Annotated in this window: 15 protein-coding genes, 1 pseudogene and 1 riboswitch; of the genes and pseudogenes, 8 read left to right on the forward strand and 8 right to left on the reverse strand. The window is 72.5% G+C overall.

Annotated elements, in window-relative coordinates; genetic code table 11:
- Positions 1 to 41 precede the first annotated feature (41 nt).
- The 3 genes from ABEA87_RS13670 to ABEA87_RS13680 all read right to left on the reverse strand — a co-directional run bounded on the left by ABEA87_RS13670 (position 42) and on the right by ABEA87_RS13680 (position 2,762).
- Positions 42 to 1,421: a glycine--tRNA ligase gene (locus ABEA87_RS13670; RefSeq protein ID WP_345629441.1), complete on the reverse strand. Its 1,380-nt coding sequence runs from the start codon at positions 1,419 to 1,421 to the stop codon at positions 42 to 44.
- A gap of 115 nt (positions 1,422 to 1,536) precedes the next feature.
- Positions 1,537 to 2,217: a hypothetical protein gene (locus ABEA87_RS13675; protein ID WP_345629443.1), complete on the reverse strand. Its 681-nt coding sequence runs from the start codon at positions 2,215 to 2,217 to the stop codon at positions 1,537 to 1,539.
- 182 nt (positions 2,218 to 2,399) lie between these two features.
- Positions 2,400 to 2,762, reverse strand: coding sequence for an antibiotic biosynthesis monooxygenase family protein (locus ABEA87_RS13680; protein ID WP_345629445.1), 363 nt, complete (start codon positions 2,760 to 2,762; stop codon positions 2,400 to 2,402).
- Between the two features lie 67 nt (positions 2,763 to 2,829).
- Here ABEA87_RS13680 and ABEA87_RS13685 point away from each other — a divergent pair, with 67 nt between their 5' ends.
- The 3 genes and pseudogenes from ABEA87_RS13685 (at position 2,830) to ABEA87_RS13695 (ending at position 4,187) form a co-directional block, all read left to right on the forward strand.
- Positions 2,830 to 3,075, forward strand: coding sequence for a hypothetical protein (locus ABEA87_RS13685; protein ID WP_345629447.1), 246 nt, complete (start codon positions 2,830 to 2,832; stop codon positions 3,073 to 3,075).
- 19 nt (positions 3,076 to 3,094) lie between these two features.
- Positions 3,095 to 3,376: pseudogene (locus tag ABEA87_RS13690) on the forward strand (ArsR/SmtB family transcription factor); the annotation flags it as partial.
- A 178-nt stretch (positions 3,377 to 3,554) separates the two neighbouring features.
- On the forward strand, positions 3,555 to 4,187 hold the full coding sequence (locus tag ABEA87_RS13695) for a hypothetical protein (protein ID WP_345629448.1): 633 nt from the start codon (positions 3,555 to 3,557) through the stop codon (positions 4,185 to 4,187).
- 91 nt (positions 4,188 to 4,278) lie between these two features.
- Here the strand turns inward: ABEA87_RS13695 and ABEA87_RS13700 are convergent, their stop codons facing one another.
- The gene (locus ABEA87_RS13700) at positions 4,279 to 6,408 is read right to left on the reverse strand and encodes an acyl-CoA dehydrogenase family protein (protein ID WP_345629450.1); all 2,130 of its coding nucleotides are present in this window, start codon (positions 6,406 to 6,408) and stop codon (positions 4,279 to 4,281) included.
- Between the two features lie 161 nt (positions 6,409 to 6,569).
- A riboswitch (TPP riboswitch) is annotated at positions 6,570 to 6,676 on the forward strand.
- A gap of 70 nt (positions 6,677 to 6,746) precedes the next feature.
- Here ABEA87_RS13700 and ABEA87_RS13705 point away from each other — a divergent pair.
- The 3 genes from ABEA87_RS13705 to ABEA87_RS13715 all read left to right on the forward strand — a co-directional run bounded on the left by ABEA87_RS13705 (position 6,747) and on the right by ABEA87_RS13715 (position 9,648).
- Positions 6,747 to 7,325, forward strand: coding sequence for an ECF transporter S component (locus ABEA87_RS13705; RefSeq protein ID WP_345629603.1), 579 nt, complete (start codon positions 6,747 to 6,749; stop codon positions 7,323 to 7,325).
- On the forward strand, positions 7,322 to 8,776 hold the full coding sequence (locus ABEA87_RS13710; RefSeq protein WP_345629451.1) for an ABC transporter ATP-binding protein: 1,455 nt from the start codon (positions 7,322 to 7,324) through the stop codon (positions 8,774 to 8,776). The genes ABEA87_RS13705 and ABEA87_RS13710 overlap by 4 nt, the downstream gene beginning before the upstream one ends.
- Positions 8,777 to 8,937: 161 nt before the next feature.
- Positions 8,938 to 9,648, forward strand: coding sequence for an energy-coupling factor transporter transmembrane component T family protein (locus ABEA87_RS13715; RefSeq protein ID WP_345629605.1), 711 nt, complete (start codon positions 8,938 to 8,940; stop codon positions 9,646 to 9,648).
- A 146-nt stretch (positions 9,649 to 9,794) separates the two neighbouring features.
- On the opposite strand, the gene ABEA87_RS13720 is transcribed toward ABEA87_RS13715, so the two are convergent.
- The 3 genes from ABEA87_RS13720 to ABEA87_RS13730 form a co-directional block, all read right to left on the reverse strand.
- Positions 9,795 to 10,595, reverse strand: a complete 801-nt coding sequence (locus ABEA87_RS13720) for an isoprenyl transferase (protein ID WP_345629453.1) — start codon at positions 10,593 to 10,595, stop codon at positions 9,795 to 9,797.
- The gene (gene recO / locus ABEA87_RS13725; protein WP_345629454.1) at positions 10,592 to 11,419 is read right to left on the reverse strand and encodes a DNA repair protein RecO; all 828 of its coding nucleotides are present in this window, start codon (positions 11,417 to 11,419) and stop codon (positions 10,592 to 10,594) included. Before recO ends, ABEA87_RS13720 begins: the two co-directional genes overlap by 4 nt.
- A gap of 64 nt (positions 11,420 to 11,483) precedes the next feature.
- The gene (locus ABEA87_RS13730) at positions 11,484 to 11,639 is read right to left on the reverse strand and encodes a hypothetical protein (protein WP_345629456.1); all 156 of its coding nucleotides are present in this window, start codon (positions 11,637 to 11,639) and stop codon (positions 11,484 to 11,486) included.
- 172 nt (positions 11,640 to 11,811) lie between these two features.
- Here ABEA87_RS13730 and ABEA87_RS13735 point away from each other — a divergent pair, with 172 nt between their 5' ends.
- Positions 11,812 to 12,234, forward strand: a complete 423-nt coding sequence (locus ABEA87_RS13735; RefSeq protein ID WP_345629458.1) for a hypothetical protein — start codon at positions 11,812 to 11,814, stop codon at positions 12,232 to 12,234.
- 18 nt (positions 12,235 to 12,252) lie between these two features.
- Here ABEA87_RS13735 and era read toward each other — a convergent pair whose 3' ends face one another.
- Positions 12,253 to 13,134, reverse strand: coding sequence for a GTPase Era (gene era / locus ABEA87_RS13740; protein WP_345629460.1), 882 nt, complete (start codon positions 13,132 to 13,134; stop codon positions 12,253 to 12,255).
- A 232-nt stretch (positions 13,135 to 13,366) separates the two neighbouring features.
- Between era and ABEA87_RS13745 the strand changes: the two genes are divergently transcribed.
- Positions 13,367 to 14,086 (forward strand): DUF4232 domain-containing protein, encoded by a 720-nt coding sequence (locus ABEA87_RS13745; protein ID WP_345629462.1) that lies wholly within the window; start codon positions 13,367 to 13,369, stop codon positions 14,084 to 14,086.
- Positions 14,087 to 14,100 lie beyond the last annotated feature (14 nt).

Raw genomic sequence — 14,100 nt, forward strand, 5'->3', positions numbered from 1 at the left:
CCCGGCGAAGGGACCCGGCCCGTGTCACGGGCGGTGCGCGGTCAGCAGCCGGGCAGCCGCTCGATCAGGTACCGCTCGACCTGGTCGATGGAGACGCGCTCCTGGCCCATGGTGTCCCGGTCCCGTACCGTCACGGCGTTGTCCTGCAACGTGTCGAAGTCCACGGTCACGCAGAACGGCGTACCGATCTCGTCCTGGCGCCGGTACCGGCGGCCGATGCCCTGCGAGTCGTCGTACTCCACCGTCCAGCGCTGGCGCAGCGTGGCGGCCAGCTCCTTGGCCTTCGGGGACAGGTCGGTGTTGCGCGACAGCGGGAGCACCGCCACCTTCACCGGCGCCAGCCGCGGGTCGAAGCGCATGACGGTCCGCTTGTCCACGCCGCCCTTGGTGTTCGGCGCCTCGTCCTCGTCGTAGGCCTCCAGCAGGAAGGCGAGCACCGCGCGGGTCAGGCCGGCCGCCGGCTCGATGACGTAGGGCATCCAGCGCTCGCCCTTCTCCGAGTCGAAGTAGGACAGGTCGACGCCGGAGTGCTTGCTGTGCGTGGACAGGTCGAAGTCGGTGCGGTTCGCGACGCCCTCCAGCTCCGCGAACTCCGTGCCGCCGAAGCGGAACCGGTACTCGATGTCGACCGTGCGCTTCGAGTAGTGCGAGAGCTTCTCCTTGGGGTGCTCGTAGAAGCGCAGGTTCTCCTCGGACAGGCCCAGGCCGCGGTACCAGTTCCAGCGCTCGTTCAGCCAGTAATCGTGCCACTGCTCGTCGGTGCCGGGCTCGACGAAGAACTCCATCTCCATCTGCTCGAACTCGCGGGTACGGAAGATGAAGTTTCCGGGGGTGATCTCGTTGCGGAAGCTCTTACCCACCTGGGCGATGCCGAACGGCGGCTTCTTGCGCGCCGAGGTCTCCACGTTCTTGTAGTTGATGAAGATGCCCTGCGCGGTCTCGGGCCGCAGGTAGTGCAGGCCCTCCTCGCTCTCCACCGGGCCCAGGTAGGTCTTCATCAGACCGTTGAACATCTTGGGCTCGGTGAACGTGCCCTTGTTGCCGCAGTTGGGGCAGGAGATCTCGTCCAGCGATGTCGGCGGCCGGCCGTGCTTGGCCTCGAACGCCTCTTCGAGGTGGTCGGCGCGGAACCGCCGGTGGCAGAACTGACATTCGGTGAGCGGGTCGACGAACTCCGCAAGATGGCCAGAGGCGGCCCATACCTCGCGGGCGAGGATGACCGCGGAGTCCAGGCCGACGATGTCGTCGCGCTGCTGGACCATGGTCCGCCACCACTGGCGGCGCACGTTGTCCTTCAGCTCCACGCCCAGCGGGCCGTAGTCCCACGCGGACCGGGTGCCCCCGTAGATCTCACTGGACGGGTAGACGAAGCCGCGGCGCTTGGCCAGGCCGGTGACGGCGTCAACGCGATCGATGGGCATGCTTCCTCCAGATGGATGCCGCCGGCTGGCTGTCGGCGGAGGTCCGCCGGGTGCGGACTATGGAGCTGACGGATACCGCGAGCATACGGTCCAGGTCGGCTCCGGTCGCACCAGATTACCTGGGTCCGCCGCAGACCTTCAGGCCGCCGCCGCCCTGCCCGTCGGCGACCACGATGTACGTTTCGGTGCCGCTCGACTCCGGGGTCTGCACATTGGTGGGCACCTGAAATCTCGAGCCATCGGCCGCCGGCTGGCCGATCGAGAACCGCTCGATCGGCGGCAGCGACTGCTCGTGCTCGGTGAACTGGGCCAGGGTCTGGGAGCGGCGGCCGGTGCAGAGTTGGTTGTACGCGTCGCGGTAGTTGTGCCGCGCGAGCCCGTCGAGGTAGTCCCGGACCGTCGTGCGGGCCTCGGTCACGGTCGCCTTGGAGGTGGTCACCACCAGCGCACCGAAGCCGACGAGACCGCCCGCACAGCACAGCAGGAGCACCGCTCCGCCCACGCCCAGGCCGATCCACATCCGCTTGCGGTCGCGCTCGGTGGGCGGGGCGGCGAACGGCACCCGCACGCCCGGACCGCGCGGCGGGGCCGGTGGCCAGGCCCCCGGGGGGGCGGGCTGCGGGTATGCCGGCCGGAAGAACTGAGGGTCGGGCGACGGCTGCCCGGACGGCGCCGGCCCGGGCGGCGCCGGATACTGCGGCGCGAACGGCTGCCCCGGCGCCATCGGCTGTTCCGCCGCCAACGGCTGCCCCGGGGCCAACGGCTGCCCCGGCGCCATCGGCTGTTGGGCCGCCATCGGCTGCCACGGGGCCGCAGGCTGTTCCGCGGCCAACGGCGGCGGCGCCACGGGCTGTTCCGCGGCCAACGGCGGCGGCGCCGCGGGCTGTTCCGCGGCCAACGGCGGCGCCGCGGGCGACGGTGGCTGGAGCGGAGGCGGGGAGAACGGCGCCGGCTGAGGCTGCGACGGCGGCTCCTCGGTCATGATCGAGACTCCGGCAGCGGATCGGGTGCCCGATCGCTCGCCGCGCCCACCGCCGGACCCGCCGGCTGCGCGCTGGTCAGCACCTCGAACGCCGACGGCTCGTCCAGCGACTCCGCCAGCAGCGGGGTGGCCGCCACCTTGACCTCGAAGGCGCCCAGCGCCCGCCGGTACGCGCCGACCGACTCCCACTCGGTGACCAGGCTCCACCGGCTCGGGTCGTCGTACGCCCGGCCCAGTTGGCCACGCAGGTACCCCGGCCGGGCGGCCAGCGCCTCCACCGCCGCCCCTGCCCGTTCGGTGAAGGTCGCCACGGCCTCGTCGTCGTCGGCATCGATGACGAAGCGGTTGACCACCAGCACGTCGCCCTCCGTTAAAGGTCTAAGGTGCGGTTGAACACGACCGGTCCAGCCTATCGGGGGGACGCGCATGGCTAACCAACGGTTCGCTCCGGGCCGAGCCAAGGGCACGCAGGCGTTCCTGATCGCGCTGGTCGTTGTCCTGCTGGGGCTGTTCGCCCCGGGCTGGTTCGGCGCCGGCCTGCTGTTCGCGATCGTGGCCGTCCTGCTGGTCCTGCTGTCCGCCAACTGGCGAACGCAGCGGCCGCCCGTCATCGGAGTCCGGCTCGTGATCATCGCGGTCATCGTGATCCTCGCGATTTCGAAGATCTCCTGAAAACGATTATCGTGTGAGCATGACCGGTCCGGACGGGTACGAGACGGCCGGCGAGCTGCTCAGGGCGCTCGCCTCGCCGTTGCGGATCGCGATCGTGTCCGAATTGGGGGCCGGCGCCCGGTGCGTGCATGAGCTGGTGGACCTCCTGGAGGTGCCCCAGCCGCTGGTCTCCCAACACCTGCGGGTGCTGCGCGGAGCCGGCGTGGTGCGCGGCGCCCGGCGCGGCCGGGAGATCGTGTACTCGCTGACCGACCAGCACATCGCCCACATCGTCGCGGACGCGATCAGCCACGCCGGGGAGGCCCGGCCCGCCGCGGTCGACCCCGATTCCGCCAGCCCCGGCGACAGCGATGACGCCGCGAGTGCCGAGGCATTTCCGCCCTCCACCGGCCGGCCCGACAGGCGCGCCGGCTGAGGGCTGGCTGAGCCGACGCATCGATCAAGATGCGGGCCCCGCGATACCGCGGGACCCTGTCGATATGAAGGTCTACGCCGATGTGCCGGCGGTCCGGATACGGCAGCTGTTCACGGATCTGTTCATCGTCGTGTGGCTGTGGTTCTGGATCCGGCTGGCGGTCAAGCTCTACGACCTGGTGCTCAAACTCGCCGTACCGGGCCGGAAGCTGTCCGGCGCCGGCGACGGGATGGCCGGCGGGCTGTCCGACGCCGGCTCCACAGTGGACAAGGTGCCCGGCCTGGGCGGCGCCCTGTCCGCACCCTTCAACAAGGCCGCGGACGCCGCGCGGTCGCTGGCCGACGTCGGGCGCGAGCAGGTGAGCGTCGTGCACGACCTGGCCTGGGCGATGTCCCTGGCGCTGCTGGCCGGGCCGGTCATCGTCGTGGTCGCGATCTGGCTGCCGCTGCGCCTGCGCTGGATCCGCCGGGCGAGCTCCGCCGCTGGGCTGCGCTCCGACGCCGCCAGCCGGGATCTGCTCGCCCTGCGGGCCCTGGCCAACCAGCCGCTGCGTCGGCTCGGCAAGGTGAATCCCGATCCGGTGGCGGCGTGGCGCAGCGGCGACCCGGAGACGGTGGACGCCCTGGCCGCGCTGGAGCTTCGACGGCTCGGCGTGCGGATGCGTGCCGGGAGCCCTCCCGCGGTGGCCGCCCATTGATCGGCTGGGCCGGCCGGTGGCGGACCGGCCGGCCCCGCCGACGACCTAACCCCGCCGACGACCTGACGCCGGCCGCCGTCCGGCGCCACCCCTAGGCGGGCGAGTCCGACGCGGGTGGGTCCGGCGCGGGTAGGTCCGAGACCGGCGAGCCGACCGGTGCGAGCCGGCGGCGGACGTCCTGCTCGGTCGACGGGCCCGGGTGCCACCCGGTGACCCACTCGCCGTCGGCCGGTGGCGGCAGCACGCCGTCCTCCAGGAACGCGTACCGCCCCGCCACCACCCGAGCGGCCGCCACCGTGTCCAGCGCGTCGGTGTTGTCCCACAGCGCGGCGAACAGCGCCTCGGCGCGCTGCCTGGCCTGTCGGCAGAACAGGTCGGCCAACTCCAGCTCGGCGTCGCTCGCCGAGCGGGCCCGCACGCAGGTGGCCGACATCGCGAACAGTTCCGCGCCGATGTCCACCACCCGGCCCAGGAAGCCCTGCTTGCGCTCCAGCTTGCCCTGCCACCGGGCCATCGCGTAGAACGTCTCGCGGGCCAGCTTGCGGGAGGCCCGCTCCACGTAGCGCACGTGCGGGGCGAGCGCGCCGTACTCGGCGAAGGCACCCGGCGCCTGGCCCTTGCCGACGACCAGGGTCGGCAACCATCGGGCGTAGAACCCGCCGGCACGCGCCCCGGCCCGCGCCTTGCGACCCAGCGACGCGTCCGGGTCGATGATGTCGCCGGCCACGGACAGGTGGGCGTCCACCGCCTCCCGGGCGATGAACAGGTGCATGATCTCGGTGGAGCCCTCGAAGATGCGGTTGATCCGCAGGTCGCGCAGCATCTGCTCGGCGGCGATCGGGCGCTCGCCGCGGGCGGCCAGCGAGTCGGCGGTCTCGTATCCCCGGCCGCCCCGGATCTGGATCAGCTCGTCCGCCATCTGCCAGGACATCTCCGAGCCGTACAGCTTGATCAACGCCGCCTCGATGCGGATGTCGTTGCGGTCGTCGTCGGCCAGCATGCAGGCCAGTTCGAGCATGGACTCCAGCCCGTACGTGGTGGCCGCGATGAACGCGATCTTCTTGGCCACCGCCTCGTGCCTGGCGACCGGCAGGCCCCACTGCACCCGCTCGGCCGCCCACTGCCGGGCCACCGCGAGGCACCACTTGCCGGCGCCCACGCACATCGCGGGCAGCGACAGCCGGCCGGTGTTGAGGGTGGTCAGCGCGATCTTCAGGCCCTGCCCCTCGCGGGCGATCACATTCTCTGTCGGCACGAACACGTCGTGGAAGCGGGTGACGCTGTTCTCCAGGCCGCGCAGGCCCATGAAGGCGTTGCGCCGCTCGACGGTCACGCCGGGCGAGTCCGCCTCCACCACGAACGCGGTGATCCCGCCCCGGTGCCCTCCGGACTGTCGATCGCCGCCTTGCTGGTCCGGCCCACGAGCGGGCACCTGCGCCATCACCACCAGCAGCGTGGCGAGCGTGCCGTTGGTCGCCCACAGCTTGACCCCGTTCAGCCGGTAGCCGCCCTCGACCGGGGTCGCGGTGGTGGACAGCCGGGCCGGATCGGAGCCCACGTCCGACTCGGTGAGCAGGAACGCGGACACCTCCCCGGCCGCGAGCCGGGGCAGGAACCTCCGCTTCTGCTCGTCGTCACCGAACAGCTTGAGCGGCTGGGGCACGCCGATGGACTGGTGCGCGGACAGCAGGGCGCCGATCGCCGGGTTCGCCGACCCGACCAGTGCCAGCGCCCGGCAGTAGTGCAGGTTGGACAGGCCGAGGCCGCCGTACTTCTCATCGATCTTCATGCCGAACGCGCCCAGTTCGGCGAGGCCGCGGATGACTTCGTCGGGGATCCGCGCCTCACGCTCGATGCGGGCGCCGTCGATGCCGGCGGCGAACTCGCTGAGCCGGGCGAGGAACTCCTCGGCCTTGGCCGCGCGCGCCGGATCGGGCGCCGGCCACGGGTCGATCAGGTCCATCCTCAGCCGGCCGAGGTACAGCTCCTTTCCGAAGCTGGGCTTGCGCCACTCCGTCTCGCGGGCCGCCTCGGCGGTCTGTCGGGCCTGCCGCTCGTCGACGCCGGCCGACCCGTCGGTCGGACTCCGATCTGTCCGCGCGGTCACCGGCCCGGTCGCCGGATCAGGGTCGGTCCTCGCCGGCGGTTGCTGGGCGGTCGCCTCCGAGGGCTCACCGCCGTCCGGGCCGAACTGCGCGGAGCGTTGATCCATCGTCGTCATGGCCACCCCCCAGTGGTCTGGTCGGGCTTCCTGTGACCCACGCTACTCGCGGGTACTACCCGGCGGTAGCGTCTTGTCCGGTGCTACCCTCGGCGGCACAACTTCATGCGAAGACTTCGTTTCCCGTGATCCACGAGACACCGATCCACGGGGCCCGAGCCTTCGTCCGACAGGGGAGCGCGCAGCGCTGAGAGTGTGGCCGGGACGGTCACAGACCCTCGAACCTGATCTGGGTAATGCCAGCGCAGGGAGTTCGGTCGATCTCCAGCCGCGCCATGTCCATTGGGGGCATGGCGTGCGTCTTCTCCTGGTATGTCGTCTACCGGGAGGAATTGTCCATGGAAATCCGTCGCTGGCGGACCGTCGACATCGTGGTCGCCGCAGTGATCGCGGTCGCCTTCGGCGTCGTGTTCTACGCCTGGGATCAGATCTGGAACGGTCTCGACGGCGCGTTCCCCGGCTTCCCGCCGGCCCGCGCGGCCCTCAACGGGATCTGGTTCCTACCCGCCGTGGTCGGACCGCTGGTCATCCGCAAGCCCGGTGCCGGCCTGTTCGCCGAGCTGGTCGCGTCGACCATCGAGGCACTGCTCGGCGCCCAGTGGGGCCTGTCCACCATCCTGTACGGCCTGTTGCAGGGCTTCGGCGGAGAGCTGCCGTTCGCGGCCACCGGGTACCGCTCGAGCAAGCTACCCACCGCGCTGGTCGGCGGCCTGTTGGCCGGCGCGGCCGCCGGACTGCTGGACATCGTGCTCTACTACCCCGACTACTCGACCGCCTGGAAGATCGGTCAGGTCGCCGTCTCGGCCGGCAGCGGCCTGGTGATCACCGGCCTCGGCGGCTGGGCGCTGACCCGCGGGCTGGCCCAGACCGGGGTGCTGGACCGCTTTCCGGCCGGTCGGGAGCGGACCGCCGTTTGAACCGCACCGACGCCATCCGGCTGGACGGGTTCGGCTGGCGGCACGCCGGCCGCAAGGCCTGGGCCGTGCGCGGAGTCGATCTGCGCATCGAGCGCGGCGAACGGGTGTTGCTGCTGGGCCCCTCGGGGGCCGGCAAGAGCACCCTGCTCGCCGCGCTCGCCGGGCTGCTCGCCGAGGACTCGGGCGAGCGCGAGGGCACCATCGACCTCGGCGGCCTGACCCCGGGCATCGTCTTCCAGGATCCGCAGACCCAGTTGGTGATGTCTCGGGCCGGCGACGACGTCGCGTTCGGCCTGGAGAATCACGGCGTACCCGTGGCGGACATCTGGCCCCGGGTGGACGAGGCGCTCGCCACGGTCGGCTTCCGCTACGGCCGGGGCCGCGACACGGCCGCCCTCTCCGGCGGCGAGGCGCAGCGGCTGGCGCTGGCCGGCGCGCTCGCGCTGCGCCCGTCGCTGCTGCTGCTGGACGAGCCGACCGCGAACCTCGATCCGGCCGGCGCTGGGCAGATCCGTGCCGCCATCGCCCGGATCCTGGCCGCCCGCGACACCACCCTGATCCTGGTCGAGCACCGGGTGGCCGAGGTGCTGCCGCTGGTCGACCGGGTGGTGGTGCTGGAGGCCGGCGGCGGGGTCGTCGCCGACGGCGTACCCGAGGCGGTGTTCGCGACGCACGGTTCGTGGCTGGTCGAGCGGGGCGTGTGGGTACCGGGGCACCAGGTCACATTCGCCCGCGCGACGAATGCCGGATCGCTGGCTGGCCCGGTTCGGCCGGCCGGCTCCCCCGGCCCGGTGCTGCTGCGCGCCGAACGGGTGGCGGTACCCGACCGGCTGTCCACTATGGACATCACGGTACCGGCCGGCGAGGCGCTGGCCGTGGTGGGCCCGAACGGCGCCGGCAAGTCCACGCTCGCCCTGCTGCTGGGCGGCCTGCTCGCGCCCGGCTCCGGCACCGTGGCCGCGACCGAACGGCTGGCCGGCCCGCTCGCCGGTCGGCCGCCGCACCGGTGGCGGGCCGCGTCCCTGGCCCGGCACATCGGCTCGGTGTTCCAGAACCCGGAGCACCAGTTCGTCACCTCGCGCGTGCGGGACGAACTCGCGCTCGGGCCGCGCCGCACCGGGGCGAGCGAGGAATCCATCAAGTCCACTGTGGACAATCTGCTGGTACGGCTGCGCCTTGACCGGTTGGCGGCGGCCAACCCGTACACGCTGTCCGGCGGCGAGGCCCGCCGCCTGTCGGTGGCCACCGCCCTGGCCACCGCGCCCGGGCTGCTCATCCTCGACGAGCCGACCTTCGGTCAGGATCGGCGCACCTGGGTCGAACTGGTGGAGCTTCTGGCGAAGCTGCGCGACGAGGGCCGGGGGGTGGTCGCGGTGACCCACGACAGCGACTTCGCCACCGCGCTCGCCGACCGCACCGTCGCCCTGTCCGTCGAGGGAGGTCCCCGGTGACGCGCACGACCACGGGCCGGGACGCCGGCGCGACCGAGCCCGTGGCGGACCCCACGACCGTGGGCGCGAGCGCGAACACCGCGACCACGACCCCGGGCGCGACCACGACCCCGGGCGCGGGCTCGGGTACCGCTGGCGGGGGGCGGGCGCGCGGTGCCGTCCTGGCCCGGCGCAACCCACTGGCGAAGCTGGCCGCCGCGGCGCTGCTCGGCTTCGGCCTGCTGTTCACCCTCGACCCGTTGACCCCGGTGCTCGCGCTCGCCGTCGACCTCGCCGCCGCGCCGCTGTTCGGGGTGCGGCCGGTCCGGCTGGCCCGGCGCTACTGGCCGCTGCTGCTGTCCGCCGCCGGGATCGCGGGCGGGCAGCTGCTGTTCACCGACGCCGGTCCGGTCCGCGCGCTCGGGCTGGGGTTGCGGGTACTGGCGGTGGCGCTGCCGGGCATCATCTCGTTCGGTACCACGGACCCCACCGACCTGGCCGACGCTCTGGTGCAGAATGCGAAAGCACCGGCCCGGTTCGCGATCGGTGCTCTCGCCGCGTTCCGGTTGATGCCGCTGCTCGGCGAGGAGTGGCGGACGCTGCGCCAGGCCCGACGGGCCCGGGGCGTGGACGCCGGGCGCAACCCGATCGCCATGGTCGCCCTCGCCGCATCGCTGTCCTTTGGACTGCTGGTCGGCGCCATCCGGCGGGGCATCCGGCTGGCCACCGCCATGGACGCCCGAGGTTTCGACTCCGGCCGGCCGCGCACCAGCGCGCGCCCCAGCCGCTTCACCCGGGCCGACGCGGCGCTCATCGCCGCGGCCGCCCTCGCGGTGGCGCTGATCCTGACCATCAGCATCACGGCGGGCGCCTACCGCCCCGTCTTCACCTGACGGAGCGCGACCGGTCTGCGTCGTCGCGCGGCGTCAGTCGCGCCGAACCAGATCAGTCGCCAACGCCGCCGCCCGGCCGCCGGGCCGGCCCGAAGGTCGGGCCAGCCCGCGGTCGGGCCGGCCACGAAGTCGGGCCGGCGGCGGAATCAGGCCCGCGGGGGCGGGGGCGCGACCGGGTTCGGGATCGCGCCGCCGAACCGGCGGTCGCGCTGCGCGAACAGCTCGCAGGCGTACCACAGGTGCCGCCGGTCGAAGTCCGGCCACAGCGTGTCCAGCGCCACGTACTCCGCGTACGCGCTCTGCCACAGCAGGAAGTTGGACAGCCGCTGCTCACCCGAGGGGCGCAGCACCATGTCCACGTCGGGCACCTCGGGGCAGTACAGGTAGCGCCCGATGGTCTTCTCGCTGATCTTGTCGGGGTTCAGCCGGCCGGCCGCCACCTCGGCCGCCATCGCCGAGAACGCGTCCGCGAGCTCGGCCCGGCCGCCGTAGTTGACGCAGAACTGGAGGGTGAGCCGGTCGTTGTTCCTACTCGCCTGCTCGGCGAGCTCCAGCTCGTGGATCACCGAGCGCCACAGCCTCGGGCGCCGGCCCGCCCACCGGACCCGTACCCCCAGCTCCACGAACTGATCGACCCGCCGGTGGATGACCTCCCGGTTGAAGTTCATCAGCCAGCGCACCTCTTCCGGAGAGCGCCGCCAGTTCTCCGTCGAGAACGCGTACGCGGACAGGTACTTGACGCCCAGTTCGATGCAGCCCTCGATGACGTCGAACAGCGCGGCCTCGCCCATCTTGTGGCCCTCGGTGCGCGGCAGGCCACGCGCCTTGGCCCACCGGCCGTTGCCGTCCATGATGATGGCGACGTGCTTCGGGATCGCCTCACCGGGCAGCTTCGGCGGCTTGGCGCCGGACGGATGCGGGGACGGGGGAACGTAGCTGCGCTTCACACTCGGTCTCCATCGATGGTTCGTTGATCATCATCGGCCCCCCGGTCGGGGCCGGTCTGGGTACCGGAGCCAGCCCTCGGACCCCGGTCGACCAGCGGCAGCGAGCGCAGCCCGCGCTCGAGGTGCCACTGCAGGTGGGCCGCCACCAGGCCGGCGGCCTCGCGGCGCGGCCCCGCCTCGGCCGCGTCCGCGACCGGCCAGTCGCCGACCGCCAGGGCGGATAACAGCTCCAGGGTCGCGGGCGACGGGTGGGCCGAGCCCGGTGGGCGGCACTCCGGGCAGACACAGCCCCCGGCCGGCACCGAGAACGCCCGGTGCGGCCCCTCGGTGCCGCAGACCGCGCAGTCCGCGAGCGCCGGCGCCCAGCCGGCCAGGCCCATCGCCCGCAGCAGGTACGAGTCGAGCACCAGGGAGGTGGCGTGCGAGCCCTCGCTGAGCACCCGGAGCGCGCCCAGCGTCAGCAGGTACAGCCGCAGCGCCGGCTCCTCCTCGATCGGGGTCAGCCGCTCGGCGGTCTCCGCGATCGCGCTGGCCGTCGTGTAGCGCGGATAGTCGTCAGACAGCCGCTTACCGTACAGATCGATCGCCTCGACCTGAGAAACGGAGTGCAGCGAGCGCCCCTCCGCGATCTGGATGTCCACGTGCCCGAAGGGCTCCAGCCGGGCGCCGAACTTGGAGGTCGTCCGGCGGACTCCCCGGGCCACCGCGCGCACCCGACCGTGCCTGCGGGTGAACAGGGTGATGATGCGGTCCGACTCGCCCAGCTTCTGGCCACGCAGCACCACCGCGTCGTCGCGGTACAGCTTGGCCTGCCACCCGTTCACCCTTGCGATTCTGCCAGCCCTGGGGTGCGGGCCTGGCCGCCGATCCTTGCTCCGAGCTGGCCGTTCATGATCCTTCACGGACCGTGGCTACGGCCGGCCGGCGCCAGGCGGCCGCGTTCGCGAACGCGACGCCCAGCAGCACGAGCAGGCTGAGTTCCCCGACCGCCCTCGACCAGGACACCCGGGCGAACACGGAGTGGTCGAACAGCGCGCGGCCCACAGCGGGCGATCCCGCCGGCGCAGGGGTGCGGTCGCCTCGTCCGGTGACGAATCGCTCACCGGGCACGCCTACCCAGCGCCGGGCCGCCTACCCACCCATCCGTCGGGGCGAGCGCGCCTGTCCGGAGCCGGATGCGGGGATTGGCCGGCCCGCGCCCGGGTATGGCGCTGCCATGACGAGCATGGGCCGCTCGGGCGTCGTGTCGCGCCGGTTCCCGTTCGCGTTCGACCGGCGGTTCATCCCGCCACTGGCCCTGATGGGAGTGCTGCCGCAGACCGCCTCGGTCAGCGTGGATGTGAACGGCCTGGCCGTGCGGTTCGGGCCGTGGCGGATGCTGACCCCCACCGAGAACGTGATCGAGGCGAGGCGTACCGGCCCGTACCGGTGGTGGCGGGTGGTCGGCATGCACGTCTCGGCCGCCGATCGCGGGATCAGCTTCGGTACGAGCACGGCCAGCGGGGTCTGCCTACGGTTCGAGGAGCCGGTGAGCGGGGTCATCGCGCGCTTCCTGAGCCATCCGGCCATGACGGTCACGGTCGAGGACCCGGACGCGCTGATCGACGCGCTGGGCACGCCCACCCGTCCGGCCGCCTAGAGACCGGCCCGGCGCCGCTCAGAAACCCAGCCGGCGCAGCTGCTTGGGGTCGCGCTGCCAGTCCTTGGCGACCCGCACGTGCAGGTCCAGGTACACCCGGCGGCCCAGCAGGTCCTCGATGGCCGCCCGCGACCGGGTGCCGACGTGCTTGAGCCGGCTGCCGCCAGCCCCGATAACGATCGCCTTCTGGCTGGTCCGCTCCACGTACACGTCGGCGTAGATCTTGGTGAGGTCCCCCTCCGGGATCATCTCCTCGACCAGCACCGCTATCGAGTGCGGCAGCTCGTCGCGGACCCCCTCCAGGGCCGCCTCCCGGATCAGCTCGGCGATCAGCACCTGCTCCGGCTCGTCGGTGAGCATGTCGTCCGGGTACAGCTGCGGGGACTCGGGAAGATGGCCGCAGAGCACGTCGACCAGCTCGCCGACCTGCTCGCCGGAGACCGCGCTGACCGGCACCACATCGGCGAAGTCGGCCAGTTCGCTGACCTCGACCAGCTGCCTGGTCAGGTCCTTCTTCGACACCAGGTCGGTCTTGGTGACCACCGCGACCAGGGTGGCCTTGAGCCCCGCGATCTCGGACGTGATGAACCGGTCGCCTCGGCCGATCTCCTCGTCCGCCGGGATGCACAGGCCGATCACGTCGACCTCGCTCCACGCCTCGCGGACCAGGTCGTTGAGCCGCTCGCCGAGCAGGGTGCGGGGCCGGTGCAGGCCCGGCGTGTCGAGCAGCACCAGCTGGGACTCGGGTCGGTGCAGCACTCCCCGCACCACGTGCCGGGTGGTCTGCGGGCGGTTGGAGGTGATCGCGATCTTCTGACCGACGATCGCGTTGGTCAGCGTCGACTTGCCGGCATTGGGCCGGCCGACAAAGCACGCAAAACCAGCACGGTACGCCGTCACGGCGCCAGCTTACCGGTACCGGAGGCGGCGCTGCCCGGCCGGAGTCAACACCCGGGTCGCGGGGCTCGCGCCATTCGCACAATCGGCGCCGCCGACCCGCAACGCGACCCGCCTGGCCGGCGTGTACCTATCGATAGCGTTGCGCGCCGGCCCGCCGGTGGTCGCGGCCCGAGGCTCACGCCGACCGACCGCCCCTCCCCCGGTCCGGCCGCCCCCGGCGCAAGGAGGCGTCGTGACTACACATTCCTCGAAGCGGACCCGACCAGCGTCGCCCGTCCGCCTGACCATCCTCGCCGCGCTGAGCGGCCTCGCCGGAATCTCGGCAGTCGCCGGGATCGCCGGCTGCTCACACTCGCCCGCCGCACCACCGGCGGCCGCGCCCCCGTCCCAGGCCACCACGATCGCCGAGCCGACCACACCGATCGTCGGTCCGACCGGCTCCGGCCCGCAGCTGCCGGTACCCACGGGCGCGTCCCCGGCGCCCACCGGTCCTCAGCAGGTCCGCACCACCCACCGTCCGGCGCCCGGTCCCTCGTGCCGCGCGGGCGATCTCTCACTCGTCTCGATACAGGCCGACGGGGCGGCCGGCAGCTCGTACGAGACGGTAACCGTGGCCGACGACGGCCACCGGTCGTGCGGGCTGTCCGGCACACCGTCGCTGGTCTACACCGACTCGGTCGGCGTGACGCGCAACCTGCCGACCTCGCCGTCCCAGCCCGCGCAGCCCGGGATGACCGTCCGGCCCGGACAGCGTGCCCAGTTCACGTTGCGCACCGTCAACGGGTACGGCGGCTACGACCCGACGTCGCCGGCGTGCGCGCACCCGGTCAAGTACCAGCACATCGCCCTCCGGTTCGCCGACGGATCGCGGCTGGCGCTGACCGGCCTGGTCCTCGACGTGAAGTGTGAGGGCGTCCAGTCCACCGGCTGGCAATCGCCGCTGACCGACTGACCCGTGACGGGGCG

The organism is Rugosimonospora acidiphila, from assembly GCF_039543385.1.
GTDB classification, from domain to species: domain Bacteria; phylum Actinomycetota; class Actinomycetes; order Mycobacteriales; family Micromonosporaceae; genus Rugosimonospora; species Rugosimonospora acidiphila.